Genomic DNA, 17,387 nt, shown 5'->3' on the forward strand with positions numbered 1-17,387 from the left:
TTAAGCTGGCAAGTCCTGCTGCTACTCCATAGCCTTTGGAATTTACGTGTGAGCCTGTCTCATATCTTAGATCATAAGCTTCGCTTATAGCAAAAGGAAATAGCTCTAAATGCCCATCAGGTATTAGCTTATCTAGGTAGTTAGTGATTAACTCGCTTCCGCTCTTTAAGCTGGCTAAGCTTGCGGCACGGGTTTCGGCGAAGGATTTGGTATTAGAGCTTACGCGCGCGCTAGGAGCCGAGGAAGCATCAAAGCCTAAATTTAGATAATTGTCGCTTTGATAAATTTTAGGGCTGTAGCTTAGACTTACCCCTACATTTAGCGTTGCGTGCATATTGGCTACGTTAGGAGCTATAAGGCTGCCGCTTCCTTGCTTGTTTATCAGATGAATCTCGCTGCTTGGACTTAACGGACCGCTTATTCCACTGATATAAGCCGTGATATTGCCGACATTGCTTAGATCTGTGTTGGCGGTAGGATCGGTTAGATTAAGCACGCTATCGCCTGCTCTAATAGAGCTAGGAAGGAAAAAATTTAGCCTGTCAAAACCGCTAATATTTTTAGCGCTTAAGGAATTTACTGCCGCAGGAGAGCTATTGCTAGCTCCTATGTTAAGGGTGTTGCCGCTGCCGCTTGCGCTTATTACGCCTACATTGTGACCGCTGATAAAATTTAACGTATTATTTGCGCCTGCTGCGTTGATATTTCTACCGTTAAAATTCTTATCCTCCCCCACTTTGCCTATATCTATGTTATTTCCGTTAAGACCGCCGGCACCAAGATACTTCTGCAGCTCATCCGCATCAAAGTCTCCATTTATGCTCTCGTTAGTCTTAATAAGCTTTTGGATATAAAGCTCCCGCTCATCCTCGCTTATATGCATACCGCCTATGTTTCTACTAAAGGTATTGGCATCCTTTATGACATAGTTTTTATTTAGCTGAGTTACGTAGCCCTTGTCTTTAAAGCGCGGATCATATCCGGTAAATTTACCGCCTCCGCTTTTATAGGCAAGTGTGTATTTCTTGTTGTCGCCATTTGGATAGCTTGCATTGTTTAAAGCGTTAAATTCGCTTGCCGAGTTTACGAATATATCGGTACCGCTTAGATCGGTATTGCCGGAGCCCGTTAAATTTAAAGCTCTTTTGGTACTTGATGAAGCATCGTTTTCAATCTCGCTAAGAGAAGCTAAATTGAATTCCAATTTATTGAAATTTACAAAATTCCTCGCATTTAGGCCATTGCCCGAGTTTGAAGATAGGATATTTAAGCTGTTGCCCGAATTGCTAGCGTTTGCGCTAGATACTCCGTATATCGTGCCTGCTACGCTGCCGCTTCTGAAATTTACTACGTTGTTGCTGCCGCTAGCGGCTTCCGCTGCGTAGACGTTGCCAGCAACTTGCGTGTTGCCGTTTAAATTTACGGTATTGGAGGAGGCGGTGCCGCTAGCCTTTCCGCCGTATACGCTTCCGCCTACGTTTACCGAGTTAAGAGTTATGGTGTTGGAAATCGCGCTGTTTCCCTTGCCGCCTACCGCCATTGCTCCTACGCTGCCGTTGTTTATAGTTACGATATTGGATTTAGCTTCTCCGTTGCTAGTATTGCCGCCGTAAATGCTATTGCGGATTATCGTAGCATTCGTAGTTACGCTATTGTCGTGGATGTTTCCGCCGCCGCTACTGCTGTGGGTGATGCCCGCATTTACATACCCCACGTCTATTCCGCTTGCTTCGAAGGTTACGTGGTTATTATAAATTTCTTGTGGGGTAGCGGAATTTGAATACCCGCCGTCGATCTCGCCTATGCTGCTTCCGCCCTTGATCTTGGCGTAGTTATCGTGGATGCTGTTGCTTCCGTCGGTAGCATCATCTCTGCCCGAGCTTATGTTTTTGCCGCCTAGATTGCCTGCACCCTCTTTTACGATTACGGTGTTGCCCTTATTGCCGAATAGATCAGTAGCGCCCGCAGCCTTGTTGGAATTTTGATTTTGCATTAGCTCGCTTTGATCGAAGTTGGGGTCTATCCAAGAGCGAGTTAGAGTGCCCTTTTGCATGATTAAATTCTTACTGTTTTCGACCTCGATCGTGGTGCCGGTGATTTGATAGTGATCTTTGTCGGTAATCGTATAAATTTGATTATCTTGCACGGTCTGCGCGGCTCTGGTGATCGTGCCGCCGCCAGAGTTGTGGATCAGATAGTACTTTCCTTCGCCTAGATCTGATTTTATACCCTCTATCTTTGTGCTGTTTAAATTCGTATTGCCGCTAGTAGTTAAGATAAGCGGCGCATCGGCTTCAGTATCAGAGTATAAATCATAAAAATTTATAGAGCCGAAATTTTTAATATCCTTGGCTTTTTTCACACCGCCGCCGACCCAATTTTGGATATGTAAGGTATTAGTTTTATCTGAATTCTTATTGCTGCCGTAGATCGTGCCGTTTATCGTGCCGCCTCTAAAATTTACGTTACTATTTTCGACGCTGCCGCTTGTAGCATAGCCTGCATAGACGTCTCCTGCTATCGTTGTTCTTTCTTTATTGATATAAACGACCGCATTTTTGACGCTTCCTGCGCGTGCGCCATAGACATTGCCGCCTACGTGCACGCCTTTGTTGGAGTCTGACGCTCCTAGAGTAACTCTATCGCCATCCGATTCGCCTGCGATGCCGTTTGCTGCCGCGACATCGCCTTTTACTGTACCTTTTATAAGATCAACTACGCTTCGCGAGCTTGAGGCGCCGCCCAAAGAGCCCGTGACGCTGCCCACTATCGCATCGTCATTGTTCATTTCTACGCGATTTGCGCTCATTGCGCTAGCGCTATTTGCTTGACCGCCTACTACTTGGTAATTTTGCGCTTTTAGCTTTGCGCTTATGGATACGGAGTTTGCGCTAGAGTTTCCGCTTCCGCCCGCTGCGCCCCAAATTCTACCGCTACCGCTTAAAGTAATAGTGCTTGTGCCGCCGTAATAAGGCGCCGTTATATTGACGCTATTAGAGTTACTTTGCCCCGTGGAGGATTGAGCACCGAATATATCAAAGCTTCCTTTAAATGTGCCGCCTTTGATAGTTATTCTATTTGATAGGGCATCACCGCCGCCGCTTACTATGCCGCCTACGATTACATTTGTAACGGAGCTGTTGCCGATAGTGCCTCCGTCGATCGTTACGGCGTTAGAGGAGGCTCTTTTATCCGCTCCGCTTCTGCCGCCGATGATATTATAATGCCTGCTTGCATTACCGCCGAAGTTATCGGCATTTCCCGTAATTTCGGCGCCGTATTTCACAAAAACCTGATTTCGCGTCGCTTCACCTTCGTTGCCCGTTTTTGACGCCGCTATGCCTTGCCCGCCCACGACTAAATTCACCTTAGAGCCATTTTCTAAGCTCACGTAATTATCTGATACGCCCTTAGCTTCGGCGCCTATTGCGATACCTACATAGGCGTTTGCGCCTCTAATCGTAAGTCTATTGTTGGAGGCAGAGCTTAACTCGGTAAAGCCCGCAATCCCATCGCCGCTTCCTCCGCCGTAAACCACGCTGCCGGAATAATCCGTCCCGCCACTTGCAACACCCGTAATCGTCGTAATATTGCCGTTCGGGCTGGTGCTACCGCTGCCGCTAGTATTGCCGCTAAATCCCGCCGAATATAGATTATTGTGAGTATGGATAAGCGGCGGATTAGAATCTGCGTTGCAAAGCGCTTGTGCGGGCGCTAGTGCGAGCACCGCTGCGAGGCTAAGCATAGAGGAGCAGATGGATTTTTTCATATATTGATCCTTTGAAATTCGTAAAGTTTGCGATTATACATAAAAATAGATCAGTTTGCAATATGAAAATCACTGATCGGTTTTTAAAATAGGGGGGGCTGCATTTGTAATTTTAAGTAATAAAAATTTACTCTTTATGCAGAATAAATTCCTGGCTGAAAAATTTAACCTTTTTTAGTGGGGGGGGTATTTTGAGTGGATTGCAAGTGGTGAAAAAAACCTAACAAAGAGATTTCGAGTAAAATTTGAAACAAGAAAAATCTGAGCTAAATTAATTCTGGCAATTTCAAGCTGCCATGGAATTTATGCAAGATAAATTTTAAAAGGACGAAACAAAAGTCTGCGCGCTGCAAAACCTACGTAGAATTTATTCAAGATAAATTTTAAACGAGCGGAATTTTATATAAATGCCGTTTCGCCCGCGAAAAAGCTTTTTTGAAAAATTTAAACGAGCAAGATTGCGCGATAAATTTTATGTGACCCCTGCTGCAAGAGCTAAAGCATAGCAAGTAGGAGATAAAATTTACGTGATAAATCTTGTATGATAAATTTTAAAATAAGCCGCAAATCCTACAAGAAGCTGTAAATTCCATCTAGCAAGAAATATCTTTTATCCGCAGCACCGTGATAAAATGGATTAAAAGTTCCCTCGTATGCCTTTTCAAAAAAACCTTCTTTGCTTAGCTTTATAAGCTCTGCATTGACGAAATCCAGTAGCTCTTTATTGCCTTTCTGAACGCCAATACCCATGAAGTCGGGCTTACCTAGCGTTTTAAGCGGCACTTCTACCTCGCTATCGACTACCGGATATGCCATCGCGATTAGATTATCGGTCGCGTAGGCATCCACGTCGCCGTCTTTTAGCATGCGGTAGCACTCTCTGGCGATCTTGCAAAATGTAAAATTTCCAAAACCTTCTTGTTTAAAAAATGCCTCGCCTGTACCGCCGCTTTCGAGTAAAATTCTCTTCTCTCGCAGATCGGCTAAGGATTTTATTCTATCGGCTTTGCGAGTTAAAACTCCAAGATTTACCGAAAAATATGGTGTTGAAAAATCGATCTGCTGCGCGCGTTCAGGCGTAATGGTAATCGTGGCGATGACGATATCTACGCGGTTGTTTACTAAAGCTGGAATTCTATCCTCGACCTTCATCGGTACAAGCTCGATTCTGCCACCTTTTTCGCCGAAAAGATCATTTGCTATGGCCTGTGCCATCGTAACTTCAAAGCCCTCAAAAGTTCCATCATTCAGCTCGCTAAAAGGAGGCTGTCCGTCGTAAACGCCGATGCGAACGACGCCTTTTGATCTGATCTGTTCCAAACTATCGGCGAAAGCAACGATAAATGGTAGCAACATTGCAAGAAGCAATTTCATGGCAAATCCTTAAATTTAATCTCTTTTCCACTTTCAAATGAAGCGGGAAATTTTATTTACTAAAATTCTAAAAGCCGGACTTAAAAATTTAAAGCAAGCTCTTAGAGCATATTATAAATTCCATCTAGCAGAAAATATTTCTTATCTGCCGTACCGCGATAGAATGGATCAAAGCTCTGCTCGTAGGCCTTTTTGAAAAAGCCCTCTTTGCTTAGCTTGATGAGCTCTGCATTGACGAAATCAAGTAGTTCCTTGTTGTCTTTCTGCACACCAATGCCGATGAAATCGCTAGGACCTAGGTTTTTAAACGGCACTTCTAAAGTATCATCGATGACGGAATATGCAAGCACGATGAGATTGTCGTTTATATAGCCGTCCGCATCGCCATTTCGAATCATTTCGTAGCATTCCTTAGCCGAAGCGCAATGGCCTAAATTTCTAAATCCCTTGGTTTTGAAAAATTTCTCCGCCACCGTCGCATCGCCTTCGAATACGATCTTTTTATCATGAAGCTGCGCGATATCGGTAAAAGCGTCGGCTTTGCGCGTTAATACGCCTAAATTTACGGAGAGGTAGGGGAGGGAGAAATCGATTTTTCTTTTTCGTTCGTTGGTGATGCTAAATAGACCGATCACCAAATCAAGCTTATTTGCCTCTAAAAATGGAATTCTATCATTCACGCTTAGAGGGATGAACTCGATTTTGCCCTCTTTTTTGCCGAAAATTTCTTTAGCGATCGCGTTTGCAAGATCGATCTCAAATCCTTCAAATTTACCGCCGTTAGACTCGCAAAGCGGCGGATGAGCGTCGCGCACTCCGATGCGAATGACGCCGTTTTGTCTGATTTGATCTAGGCTATCTGCAAAAAGCGCCGCACAAAATAGAGCCGCTATAAAAAGTAGTTTCATTTTATGTCCTTAAAATTGGATTTCGCATATTATCCGCTTATCATAAATGACGTTTTAGTCGAAGCCGTTAGATAAAACACTGCTAAATTTCGTCCTAAAATATGGCATAGAGCCCATCTAGTAAGAAATATTTTTTATCTGCAGCGCCTTGATAAAATGGCTTGAAAGTTTCATCATAAGAACGTTCGAAAAAGCCCTGCTTGCTAAGTGTAACAAGCTCTTTATTTATCAGATCAAGCAGTTCGGTATTACCTTTGCGCACCCCGATGCCTAAGAATTCCGGATTACCTAGATTTTGGATTGCTACTTCTAAGTTATCATCGATAATGGAATAAGCTAGCACGATGAGATTATCGTTAACGTAAGCATCGGCTTTGCCTTGCTTAAGCATATCGTAGCATTCGGTAGTAATGGAGCAATGGATTAGATTGTGGATTTTATTTTTATACAAAAAATTTTCTGCCGTAGTACCGCTACCCTCTACTAAGACCTTTTTGTTTGAAAGATCGTCTATGCTTTTGATACCATCGCTTTTACGCGTCAAAACTCCCAAGCTCATCGAAAAATATGGATAAGAAAAGTCGATTTGCCTTTTTCTATCTTGCGTTATAGTGATGGTCGCGACTGCAAGATCTACCTTATCGTTTTGTAATGCAGAGATCCTATCGGTGGCATTTAAAGGGACGAACTCGACTCTACCGCGCTTATCACCGAATATGCTCTTAGCTATAGCGTCTGCAAGGTTGATTTCAAAGCCTTCGAAATTACCACTTTTTTCATCACTAAAAGGCGGCCTACCATCACGAACACCGATTTTAACGACTCCGGCAGATCTGATCTGCTCCAAACTGCCCGCAAAAACACCGCTGCAAAGCGTAAAAATAATGCAAAAAAGTAGCTTCATAAACTATCCTTTTCTTAAATTTAATATTATCCCTTAGATATTGCGTGATTTTACCCTAAAATAGTTAAACATAACTTCAATTACATAATACGGATTGCTAAATCGGTAGTAAGCGAACGAGATTTATAATTTAAGAAGCGATAGATAAAATTTTATGAAGTGAAATTTGGCCGTAGCGAAATGTCGCGCAGGAAAGTATAGACTTTAATTAAAATTTATCTATCGTAATTTACGGCGCAGTTTTTGCAGCACCGGCATATAATTTGATTTGGAATTTATCCGTCATACCGCTTGCTTTTCGAGTTGGAATTTTTACGTCTTGCCTACGTGCCGCATATTTCGCAATAAAATTTTAAAATTTGCTTGGGTCGAAATGCTTTTTTACGTTATAGAATTTTGCGGTATTTTAAAACTATTTTTCGCCGACTTCTACGATTTTGCTTAGCACATATTGCTCCAGATCACGCCTTGGTATGTCGTTTTTGAGCGCTTCGTTGTAGATGTTTTCGACTATGCGGCTGTATTTTTCGTAGGGAAAGTAGAGGAAATGGTTCGCCCAAGCGCGTTTGATGAGCTCGTGAGTAAGCTTTTTTCTAGCCCACGCTTTGAAGCAATCAAAGCCGATAAAAACCGCAGATGTCGCTATGATCGTAAATAAAATGGAGAAGTGAAAGTCGATCTTTTCAAACATCGCGTGCGTCAGCGTTATCAAAAACATTACGCAGACGAATGCGAAGCAGGCGAAGATCACGTAGGATTTGCCGTAGTTAAATTTAAAATTTAGCTTCGAAGGATCGACGAGCATTCCGTCGTTAAATTCGGCGTTGGCTTCGAGTAGATCACGGAAGAGTACCGGCTTGTGCGAGACATGAAACATAATTTCTAAAAGCCTATCTTTAAAATTTGATTTATCCATCGGGTTTCCTTCGATTTTTGCGGCATTATATCTTAAATTAAATTGTTATAAGATAAAATAGTGCGAAATTTCAAGGAGAGATTATGTTTGAAATCAGCGGAATGAGCGGCGACGAGATAGTTTATATTAACGGCAAGTTTTGCAAGGCCAAAGAAGCCGCGATAAGCCCTTTTGATCGCGGTTTTGTGCTCGGAGACGGCATCTATGAAGTAGCGCCCGTGGTAAATTCTAAAATTTGCGACAGAGCGGATTTTTGGGAGCGCTTTGAGCGCAGCGCCGCGCAGATCGAGCTAAAGATTCCATATTCTCGCGAAAAATATGAGGAAATTTTATATGAGCTCATCGCGCGTAACGGCGTGAGCGAGGGCGCTTTCTATACTCAGATCACAAGAGGCGCGGCGATGCGGGATTTTGACTACGTCCGCGGCATAGAGCCTAGCGTCTTTGCCTTCGTCTATAGCACGCAAATTTTTGATAATCCGCTCGCAAAAGAGGGGATCGAGATCGTAAGCCTGCCCGAGATCCGCTGGCATAGGCGCGATATAAAATCGATCTCGCTTCTTGCGCAGTGCATCTTAAAGCACGAGGCTCACAAAGCGGGCGCTTATGAGTGCTTTTTGATCGAGGACGGGCTAGTTACCGAGTGTTCGAGCTCCAGCGCGTTTATCATCAAAGATGATGTCCTTATCACGCGGCCGCTTTCAAACGATATACTGCCCGGCATCCGCCGCAAGGTGATCTTAGGCCTTGCCGAGCAGGCGGGGCTTAGCGTGCAGCAGCGAGCGTTTGGAATGAGCGAGGTTTATGAAGCCGATGAGGCCTTTATCAGCGCGGCGACGCTGATGGTGCTGCCGATCGTAAAGGCAGACGGCAGGCAGGTCGGCGGCGGCACAGTCGGCAAATACGTACCGCGCCTGCGCGAGATGTATGCCGCGCGACTAAGAGCCGAAGCGGGACTGTAATAGGGCGGTCAAATTTAGCCCGTTAAATTTAAACGATACGGGCTGATTAAATTTTGCTTTCTAGCTCCCCGGTTATGTGACCCAGCTCGCTTACTAATTCTAAAATTTCAGCCAGTTCGTATTGATGAGCATACGCCGTTCCGGTTGTCGGAGGTATGCTAAATAGCTCTGTTTCGAAGCGATTCGGCGCGCCGTTTAGAAATAGGTAAAATTTATTATCCATAAACGCCGCGCTTATGCTAAATTTATGGTAGTATCGCTTTAGCTCGTTTAGTCGCTCCATCAGCACGGGCGTCAATAGATATCGAGCTTCGACCTTGTCGTCGGCAAACACGCGAAATTCGCTATTAAAAATGACGTTGTCCATTAGCTCCTTCTCGCCTAAAATTTTTGTATTTAGCTCGCGGCTCGCCAAGATGGTTTTGGCGTAAAATCTCTTGCCGAATTCGCATATCAGCACGCTGCCGCTAAAATCCATATACGCATCATATAAGCTCATCGCAAGCGAAGCTAGCTTCACATAGGTATTGTCTATGCCCAGATCGTAGTTCTTTTTGATTCTAATCGCCTCGCTAAGGCTAAATTTTACCCCATCCCATTCGCCTTTTATCTCATCTTCGCTGATAAAATCGGAGTTTGCAAAGATTCCCGCTCGCCTGAATTCCTTCGCGCTTATGCCGCGTCCTGGCGAATAAGTAAGCTGCGGATACGCCTGTGAGATCGCCGTGCGCACCAAAACTTTTTTGTAAAATAGTTTATATTCATAAGCGGCGTCCGCAATGCCGTCGTAAATGCAAGCAACATAAATAATCAAAAGCGCCGCGTAGATAAGATAGACTTCGATCATCTTGTAATCCGTATCATCGTCTGTTTTAAATACCGCATCGATCGCAAACATTATGATAAACGGGAACAGATACAAAAATGCTATCTTGGCATAGATCATCACTACCTTGCAAATACACTTTTTTTGTTTGGCTCTACTTAGCGCTATCGCTCTTTCTAGCTGCATGCGTTTCCTTAAATTTTTTGATCCGAAATTTTATAAAATTCATTCTCTTGATAAAATTTCACCACGGCTTCGTCTGCGCTTGCGCTGCGCTGCAAATACCGCAGCAAGGGCTCTGCGCGCGTATATATCACCCCTAGCCCCGCAAGGCTCGTCGCGCGCGAAAGCGCCACGTAGAGCTGCCCTTTGACAAAGATCCTGTCGATGTCGCAGATGAGCTGCGGGATGCTCATGCCTTGGGATTTGTGGATCGTGATGGCGTATGCGAGCTTGAGCGGGAACTGATAATACCGTGCCAGCACGATCTGCTCGGCATCCGCGCCGCTCGCGGCGATCTCGCTTAGTTCGTATGTTTGCAGCTGCACGCGGCTTAGTATGCCCGAGGGTTTTTTTACGACCACGCTTTCGATCTCGCCGCCGGAACTTTTTTCGATCTTTTCGACGACGCCTTGCTCGCCGTTAAAAAACTCGCCGCTTTTGTTTGCGGTAAACAGCACCTTGGCGCCCTCTTTCAGCGTCAGACTTCGCGGCGTATTTAGCGAGGCGATCCATTTTTGAATTTTTTGCTCGCTCACGCCGCTTTGCAGCGCTTCATAAACGCCCTCAAAGCTGCTTTGCGGCGCATTAAGCTTGGCTAGTCTGGCGTTATTTATCGCATCCACTTCGGCGTTTCTGCCCGAGATTATCGTGGCATCTGGTTCTGCTCGCGCGGCATCGATGATCAAAGATCGCATCAGCTCCGCCGTCTGCTCGCTTGGGGTGCCGAGCCGCAGCTCGCAAAGCAGGCGGTATAGCGCCGCATCCGCGGTGCGCTTGGAGCCTATCATCTCGACGTAAAAAAACTCGCACTGCCTCCACGCGTACGAGCCGAAGGCGTAATCCGAGTCGCTAAATAGGCTCGCGCGCGGCGCGCTCTCGCCCTCTTTGCGTACCGGCGGAAGCTGATAAAAATCGCCCGTAACGAGCAACCGTCCATTAAATTTAGAATTTGAAATTCTAAGATAGATCATCTCGAAAAGCTCGGCGCCGATCATCGAAATTTCATCGATCACGATGAGATCTGCAAGGGCTAAAATTTTTCGCAGCTCACTTAGCTTGCCGCTTTGTTTGCGATCGAAACCCTTTAGCTCCTCGTGGTTTTTGCAGATGCCGAAGCGAAAGAAGCTATGCACGGTCACGCCGCCGATCTCTACGGCGCTGATGCCGGTGCTGCCGAGCACGATGACGAGCTTGCCGCAAGCGCGGTAATCTTTGATGAGCTCTTTTATCACGTAGCTTTTGCCCACACCTGCGCCGCCCGTGATGAAAATATTGCGATCTTTTAGCTTCTGGATGATGAAATTTATCAAGTTTTTTCCTATTTTTTGGCAAAATTATAGCCAAAATTTTTTAAAAGGCATTTTGTTTGAAACGACTAGTATCTCTTATCTTCGCAGCTTTGGTTCTTGCAGGTTGCGCCACCCATAAGTTTATCCCGGAAAATCCCGCGGTTTTGGATCTTGAATACGCTCAAAACAGCGAGCGGCTGCCCGCTCCTGCGTCGGTACAAAACATAAGCGGAAAAGTGTTTAAGAGCCGCTATTTTAAAATTTGGTTTGACGATGCGCCGCTTAAAGCGGAAATCGATACGTTTTGGGGGCTTAATTACGCCAAGGGGCGCCACTTTGACGCCGCAGGCAGGATATACGACGACGCGATCTATCAAAGCATTCGTATAAACGCGAACGAAGAGGCATTCGGACTAATTTCAGCGCCCGCTATAACGGTAAAAAACGCACTGCTGCGAAATATCCCAAGCGACTTGCCGATTTTCGGCGATCCGAGCGAGCCGGGGGAGGGCGAGCCGTTTGATTACGCCGCAAATTCCGCCGTGAGCGTGGGCTATCCGCTGCTGCTATCGCATTACAGCAGAGACGGAGCGTGGGCGTTCGTGCGCAACGACGGCGTGTGGGGCTGGATAAGAAGCGATGCGATAAAGCGCATCAGTCCCCAGCAGGCGGATATCTACGCAAATTCTAAATTTATAACGATCCTGCGCGACGGCGCGGTCATTTATGATGAGAGCGGTGCGGAGCTTTTTAGGGCGCGCACCGGCACGATCCTGCCGTATGATTTTAGCGGCGAACGCGATCTTGGCGGCACGCTCGGCGTACGGAGCGTATTCGGCGGCGAAATTTTAACCCAGTTTGGCAGCAAGAGATATTTCGTTAGCGCGGAGGATGCGAGGCTCTGGCCTGCGCCGCTAGATGAGCAAAACTCAAAAATCGTAGCCGCTAGCCTGCTCGGGCAGAAATACGGCTGGGGCGGGTATAAATTTCTTCGCGATTGCTCGCTTATGACGAAAGACTTTTTGGCAAATTTTGGGCTGTGGCTGCCGCGAAATTCTAAGGCGCAATCGGGCCGCGGCGAGCGTTTTTCGCTAGCGGGGATGAGCGCGGATGAAAAGCTCGAGCTCATCGGCAAAAACGGCGTAGCGTATAAAACCCTGCTGTATATGCCCGGCCACGTGATGCTCTACGTAGGGCAGGTAGATGGCAAGCCGGCGGTGCTGCACGATATCTGGGGGCTTCGCACGATGGATGGCGGGCGCGCAGTCATCGGGCGCACGGCGATTACGTCGCTTACTATCGGCTCGAATCGCGCGGACATCGCCGAGGATCGCCTGCTGATATCGCGTATCAGCGCGATGAGCGTGCTCTCGGGCGAGGAGGACTTTATTTCGGACGATTGGTTCGGCTCTACGGATTTCGGTGCAAATTAAACGCTGTCTCGTAAAAAATAGAGAGCGAGCTATGGGCGATGGCCTCAGAAAAAAGCAAGCGACGAGAATCGGATGCATGTAAAAAGAGCGGACCGCGCGCTACTGAGATGAGTGCAAGCCGTCGCCGCTACCGAAAGCGGCGCGTTGCTTGCATATATCGTTGCAAACTGTTAGCCGCTATGGATAGAAGCCCGCGGATATAAGCGCGCTCGCCGCCGCTAACCCTCGTGTAGGGTGCGTTTTTTAGATGCGCGATGCCCATCTTTTCCAGCGCCTGTTCGGCTAGCTTTTTATCCGCCGCGCTAAAGCTGGAAAATAGCGGCGTCCTGCACAGCGCACCCATCAGCGCGACGTCAAAGACGCTGTAGTCATACGACGGCGCGTGCGTCTGTGGCACGTAGGCGACGAGAGAGGCGAGCTCGCGTTTGCTGTTTCGTCGTGCCTACTAGGCGCATCGCTAAATTTTACATTTCGTGTCTTCATCGCCAATATACGCGCCCTTGCGCCGTCGGTAAAATTTTGCTTTAAAATTTCGTTTGAAATTTTAAAGGAGCCGTCGCGAGCCCGGTAAAATTTCATTCGCTGTTAAAATTTCATTCGTTCGGCCCTTAAAATTTTAAGAAACGCTTTTCCGCTAAATGTGCAGACGGCTCTAAACGCACCCAGACTTCAGCCGAAGCTATTATTTTTCTCCGCAAGCGGGAGCGTGCGTCATTTGCCGTCCGGACCCAGGCCGTGCAGTATGTATCCAAACTCCGCGCCGCCTACGAGGATGATTTGGTTGTTCGCGTTGCAAAGCGAGGCTACTTTGCTTACTTTCTCCGGTAGCTCGACGACGTTTCCGCGCATATCTTTAATCCGTCCTCGGCTAGCCCGCGGCGGCGTTTAGACAAAACGCTAGAAACAAAGCGGCGACGAGCGAGGAATTTTTCCTTATGAACATACTCTCTCCTTAGTGCCAAAATTTTATAAAACGTCTAGGGCTGCGGCATGCCCTAGGTTTTACCCTCCCCTTAGAAAAACAAAAAGTATCTTGGCGTCTTGCGTTTATACTTCAGATACTCCTGTCCGTAGGCTCGCTCGCAGTAGCGCTCCTCGCCCAGGACCACGAGATGATTGTATATGGCAAAGGGCACTATCGCTATGAGTAGCCACAGCGACGCCGAGGCGACGCAAACGCCCGCCATGCCGAGGAAATAAAAGAAATACATCGGATTACGCGATAGGCGGTAGATGCCGCTTTGTGCGGCTTTATCCGCAGGAGCCGCTGCATAGTCGTAAAAAGCTTTGATGAAGCCCGCAAAAGCCGCTACGTAGATCATCGTTCCGATCCAAAACCACGCGCTGCCCGTCTTAAGCGGCACGAACACCGACAAAATAAGCAGCGCTACTTGCAGCAGCGAGCTTATGATCGCATTTCGCTTGTCTGCGAGCGTGTACCATGAGGTATCGGTGGCGCGCTTGCCGACCTCTTTGTAGATAAACATATATACAAATTGTATCATCACCATTGCAAATGAGGGTATCCAAGCGCCCGCTAGAGCGGGCTCAAGCGTCGTAAAAAATGAAATTTCCATGACCGCCCCTTTGGCTTTAAATTTTATCTTGCAGCTTTGTTTTGCCCTTTTCTGCTTGCCGTTGCTTTGTCCTTTTTCACTCGCCGCGGGTTTAAATTTACTCCGCCTCGCATCGCCCGTTTGACATACTGCGGCTATGTTTGCTCGGCACGCGCCCGCCGCAGATGTCGCTTGCTGAGGTAATGTGACGGCGACGCCGCTCATTTAGGTATCGACGCGCCGAGCACCGATGGGATCTGCGCTTTATGCGGACGGCATCCACACTTCAACACGCCAAAATGTGAGACAGCGGCGCCTGTTTTGACGATACGACGACGCCCGCCCGTATGACTAGATGATTTGTCTATCCGGTGTCGAGATAGGACAGGCGGCCTGTTCGGCGCCGATGTGCGTCGCACAATGAAACATTCTGTGCCGATGTGCCGCCGCCTACTACACGATGAGCATTCGGCACGGGTTTTGCCTGCTAGGTGCAGCGCTGACGCCGTTGCTTCGGTGCCGCGTCTTATTTACCCTCCGGGCTAAGTCCTTTTAAAATATATCCAAATTCCTCGTCGCTTAGCTCGTAATTCATAAATTTTTTATAAAACGCCTTCGTTTCGGCCTTTATGTCGATGTCGGCAAAGAGCTCCGGCTGGATGGTTTTCGCCGCCCATAAAATTTGAAGCACCGTATCCGCGCCGTATCGATCCCAGTTAAAAACCCCGCGCGGATTGCCGTAAACGCGCCCGTTTTTGACCGCATCCGTGCCGCTGTAAACCGGGCTTGATTTGATCTTCTCTACCGCATCTTCGTTGTGATCGCCGCCCACGATTATGATCTGCGGGTTGCTCGCGATGATCTCCTCGGCGGTGATAGTTTTCATCGGGCCTTTTGTGGCGGTGATCGCATTCGTTCCGCCGGCCAGCTCTATCCACGAGTCGATCAGCGTGCCCTTGCCGTCGATCTTTAAAAGATCGCTTCCGCCTACGATGTGAAGGACGCGCGGGCGCTTATCGGGACTTAAATTTGCGGTGCGACCGCTAACCAAAGCGATATTTTTATCGAGATTTGCGATCAGATCCTTCGCTCTTTGCGGCGCGTCGCCGCCTAGCATATCGCCGCACATCCTGATGCTACGCCTCATCTGCTCGTAATCGCTAAAGCTCGCCTTTAAAACGGTAAAGCCCTGCTTAGCTAAATTTTCGCCTGCCAATGCGGTTGAGACGATGACTACGTCGGGGTTACGGCTCATCAGCTCCTCTAAATTTACGTCGTTATTTTTTAGCAGTACTGGGATCTGCGCTAGGCGCGGATAAATTTTAAGAAACCATGCGTTTTTGCTGATGTTATCGGTGGTAGCGACGATCTTGTCCGCTCCGCCTAGGGCCAGTAAAATTTGATTGTTCGAGTGCCAGAGTGCCGCGATGCGCTCAACTTTTACGGGGATTTTAACCTCGGCGCCGTCCATATCCTTGATAGTTCTAAGCTCTGCCGCGCTTGCAAAAAGCGCACCCGCTAAAAGCAGCAGTAAAAATTTTTTCATTTTTTCTCCTAAACGGTATTGAAATATACGCCGCGATATTACAAAAAACCTCATTAAAATTGCGTAAATTTTAACCGCTGTCGCCGCGATTATTTATTATTTTTCAAAGTAAATTTTTATATAATCCATTTTAAATTTAGCATTTTTAAAGGAGAGAAAATGGGTGAAATTTTATATTTGATAGGCGCCGCTATCGGGGTTTTAGTGGTGCTTTTCATCATCGTGCCTCTGTTTTTCAGGCGTATTGTGGAGACGAACGAAGTGCATATCGTCCAAAGCGCGCGCAAGACGACGAGTTACGGCAAAGATACCGGTAATGGCAATAGCTACTATGAATTCCCGAGTTGGGTGCCGGTGCTGGGCGTTACGAAGATCGTTTTGCCAGTCTCGGTCTTTAGTATCAAGATCGAGGATTACGAGGCGTATGATCTAGGCAGGCTTCCTTTCGTCGTCGATATCACGGCGTTTTTTAGGATTATGGATTCAAATTTAGCCGCGCAACGCGTTAATAATTTTGAGGATCTTAACAATCAGCTTAGAAATATCATTCAAGGCTCGATCCGTTCGATCCTTTCGAGCCGCGTGCTTGAGGACATCTTGCAGATCCGCTCCGAGCTCGGAGATGATTTTACCAAGGCGGTAAAGACGCAGCTGCAAAACTGGGGTATCGAGCCCGTTAAAAACATCGAGCTGATGGATATCCGAGATAGCAGCGGCAGCAAGGTCATCTTAAACATCATGGAGAAGAAAAAATCCCAGATCGAAAAGGAAAGCCGCGTCGAGGTCGCAAACAACACAAAGCTCGCCCAGATCGCCGAGATCGAAGCCGCGCAGGCAACCGAAGTGCGCCAGCAGGAAGCCAACAAGATGGTGGGCCTTAAAACCGTCGAAAACGAGCGAGAGGTCGCGATCTCAAAGGAGCAGGCCGAGCAGCTCATCAAGGATCAGCAAAAGATCACGCAGGAAAAGGCGATGGAGGTCGTGCGGGTAAACGACGTCAAGCAGGCCGAGATCAAAAAGCAAGTGGAGATCGTAAAAGCCGAGCAGGAGCAGCGCAAGATCGAGATCGACGCCGAAGCGCGTAAAAACGCCAAAATCCGCGACGCCGAAGCGATTAAAGAAAATCAAATTTTAGTAGCGCAGGGCGATAAAGAGAAGCAGTTTCTTGCCGCCGCGGCGCTTTTGGAAATGAAGGATAAAGAGGCGCAGGGTACGCTAAAGATAGGCTCTGCCGAGGCCGAGGCGCTTAGGCTAAAAGAGCTCGCGCCCGTAAACGCACAGATCGAGCTCGCGCGCGAGATCGGCGAAAATCAGGGATACCAGACCTATCTCATTTCGATCAAACAGATCGAAGCGAACCGCGACATCGGCCTAGAGCAGGCCAAGGCGCTAAGCGCAGCGGATCTTAAGATCATCGCGAACGAAGGCAGCGTGGGCGAGGGGATGAGTAAATTCGGCGAAATTTTAAGCGCCAAGGGCGGCACGCAGCTAGCCGCGATGCTCGAAGCGCTAAATCAAAGCGAGGTCGGCAAAAAGGTGCTGGATAAAATTTCGGGCGCTAAGGAGGAGGACAAATCCGAATAATATTTGCGGTCTCGGGCGAGTAAAATTTTAAATTTATACGATAGCTGCGCTGTGGACGAAACTAAATTTGAGTAATAGCTGGTGGCGAGATTATTGCA

The 17,387-nt window shown here is 47.4% G+C and carries 14 protein-coding genes; 3 read left to right on the forward strand and 11 right to left on the reverse strand.

Translation table 11 applies throughout. The features are described from left to right. From Q0274_RS05910 to Q0274_RS05930, 5 genes are all read right to left on the reverse strand, one after another. Positions 1 to 3,769, reverse strand: a 3,769-nt coding sequence (locus Q0274_RS05910; RefSeq protein ID WP_298028327.1) for a hypothetical protein, incomplete at its 3' end; no start/stop codon positions are given. Between the two features lie 570 nt (positions 3,770 to 4,339). Continuing rightward, entirely contained in the window at positions 4,340 to 5,143 is an 804-nt protein-coding gene (locus Q0274_RS05915; RefSeq protein ID WP_005870746.1) for a transporter substrate-binding domain-containing protein, read from the reverse strand. 101 nt (positions 5,144 to 5,244) lie between these two features. Continuing rightward, the gene (locus Q0274_RS05920) at positions 5,245 to 6,051 is read right to left on the reverse strand and encodes a transporter substrate-binding domain-containing protein (protein WP_298028328.1); all 807 of its coding nucleotides are present in this window, start codon (positions 6,049 to 6,051) and stop codon (positions 5,245 to 5,247) included. A gap of 94 nt (positions 6,052 to 6,145) precedes the next feature. Beyond that, a complete protein-coding gene (locus tag Q0274_RS05925) occupies positions 6,146 to 6,955 on the reverse strand; it encodes a transporter substrate-binding domain-containing protein (protein WP_298028329.1) in 810 nt (269 codons plus the stop codon). 412 nt (positions 6,956 to 7,367) lie between these two features. Continuing rightward, complete coding sequence (locus Q0274_RS05930; protein WP_177388369.1) at positions 7,368 to 7,871, reverse strand: hypothetical protein; 504 nt, start codon at positions 7,869 to 7,871, stop codon at positions 7,368 to 7,370. 83 nt (positions 7,872 to 7,954) lie between these two features. Here Q0274_RS05930 and Q0274_RS05935 point away from each other — a divergent pair, with 83 nt between their 5' ends. Then, positions 7,955 to 8,833 (forward strand): aminotransferase class IV, encoded by an 879-nt coding sequence (locus tag Q0274_RS05935; RefSeq protein WP_298028330.1) that lies wholly within the window; start codon positions 7,955 to 7,957, stop codon positions 8,831 to 8,833. Between the two features lie 46 nt (positions 8,834 to 8,879). Here the strand turns inward: Q0274_RS05935 and Q0274_RS05940 are convergent, their stop codons facing one another. Together Q0274_RS05940 and Q0274_RS05945 are read right to left on the reverse strand one after the other, a co-directional pair. Next, on the reverse strand, positions 8,880 to 9,845 hold the full coding sequence (locus Q0274_RS05940) for a DUF3137 domain-containing protein (protein WP_298028331.1): 966 nt from the start codon (positions 9,843 to 9,845) through the stop codon (positions 8,880 to 8,882). Positions 9,846 to 9,853: 8 nt separating this feature from the next. Beyond that, positions 9,854 to 11,191: an ATP-dependent RecD-like DNA helicase gene (locus Q0274_RS05945; protein WP_298028332.1), complete on the reverse strand. Its 1,338-nt coding sequence runs from the start codon at positions 11,189 to 11,191 to the stop codon at positions 9,854 to 9,856. Between the two features lie 56 nt (positions 11,192 to 11,247). On the opposite strand from Q0274_RS05945, the gene Q0274_RS05950 reads away from it, so the two are divergent. Then, positions 11,248 to 12,603 (forward strand): SH3 domain-containing C40 family peptidase, encoded by a 1,356-nt coding sequence (locus tag Q0274_RS05950; RefSeq protein ID WP_298028333.1) that lies wholly within the window; start codon positions 11,248 to 11,250, stop codon positions 12,601 to 12,603. Positions 12,604 to 12,730: 127 nt separating this feature from the next. Here the strand turns inward: Q0274_RS05950 and Q0274_RS05955 are convergent, their stop codons facing one another. The 4 genes from Q0274_RS05955 to Q0274_RS05970 form a co-directional block, all read right to left on the reverse strand. After that, a complete protein-coding gene (locus Q0274_RS05955; protein ID WP_298028334.1) occupies positions 12,731 to 13,000 on the reverse strand; it encodes an ABC transporter ATP-binding protein in 270 nt (89 codons plus the stop codon). 314 nt (positions 13,001 to 13,314) lie between these two features. Continuing rightward, entirely contained in the window at positions 13,315 to 13,452 is a 138-nt protein-coding gene (locus tag Q0274_RS05960) for a hypothetical protein (RefSeq protein WP_298028335.1), read from the reverse strand. Positions 13,453 to 13,616: 164 nt separating this feature from the next. Then, entirely contained in the window at positions 13,617 to 14,180 is a 564-nt protein-coding gene (locus tag Q0274_RS05965) for an isoprenylcysteine carboxylmethyltransferase family protein (protein ID WP_298028336.1), read from the reverse strand. A gap of 505 nt (positions 14,181 to 14,685) precedes the next feature. Continuing rightward, positions 14,686 to 15,705 carry an ABC transporter substrate-binding protein gene (locus Q0274_RS05970; RefSeq protein WP_298028337.1) on the reverse strand — a complete coding sequence of 340 codons (1,020 nt, stop codon included), beginning with the start codon at positions 15,703 to 15,705 and terminating at the stop codon, positions 14,686 to 14,688. 159 nt (positions 15,706 to 15,864) lie between these two features. On the opposite strand from Q0274_RS05970, the gene Q0274_RS05975 reads away from it, so the two are divergent. Next, a complete protein-coding gene (locus tag Q0274_RS05975; protein WP_298028338.1) occupies positions 15,865 to 17,289 on the forward strand; it encodes an SPFH domain-containing protein in 1,425 nt (474 codons plus the stop codon). The last annotated feature ends 98 nt before the right edge of the window (positions 17,290 to 17,387 follow it).

The organism is uncultured Campylobacter sp., from assembly GCF_937973075.1.
Lineage (GTDB): Bacteria > Campylobacterota > Campylobacteria > Campylobacterales > Campylobacteraceae > Campylobacter_B.

Bases quoted from the DNA above. Each gene is read 5' to 3' on its own strand.
- Q0274_RS05975 (WP_298028338.1), top strand. From the start codon at position 15,865: ATGGGTGAAATTTTATATTTGATAGGCGCCGCTATCGGGGTTTTAGTG.
- Q0274_RS05965 (WP_298028336.1), bottom strand. From the start codon at position 14,180: ATGGAAATTTCATTTTTTACGACGCTTGAGCCCGCTCTAGCGGGCGCT.
- Q0274_RS05915 (WP_005870746.1), bottom strand. From the start codon at position 5,143: ATGAAATTGCTTCTTGCAATGTTGCTACCATTTATCGTTGCTTTCGCC.
- Q0274_RS05920 (WP_298028328.1), bottom strand. From the start codon at position 6,051: ATGAAACTACTTTTTATAGCGGCTCTATTTTGTGCGGCGCTTTTTGCA.
- Q0274_RS05940 (WP_298028331.1), bottom strand. From the start codon at position 9,845: ATGCAGCTAGAAAGAGCGATAGCGCTAAGTAGAGCCAAACAAAAAAAG.
- Q0274_RS05970 (WP_298028337.1), bottom strand. From the start codon at position 15,705: ATGAAAAAATTTTTACTGCTGCTTTTAGCGGGTGCGCTTTTTGCAAGC.
- Q0274_RS05960 (WP_298028335.1), bottom strand. From the start codon at position 13,452: ATGCGCGGAAACGTCGTCGAGCTACCGGAGAAAGTAAGCAAAGTAGCC.
- Q0274_RS05925 (WP_298028329.1), bottom strand. From the start codon at position 6,955: ATGAAGCTACTTTTTTGCATTATTTTTACGCTTTGCAGCGGTGTTTTT.
- Q0274_RS05930 (WP_177388369.1), bottom strand. From the start codon at position 7,871: ATGGATAAATCAAATTTTAAAGATAGGCTTTTAGAAATTATGTTTCAT.
- Q0274_RS05935 (WP_298028330.1), top strand. From the start codon at position 7,955: ATGTTTGAAATCAGCGGAATGAGCGGCGACGAGATAGTTTATATTAAC.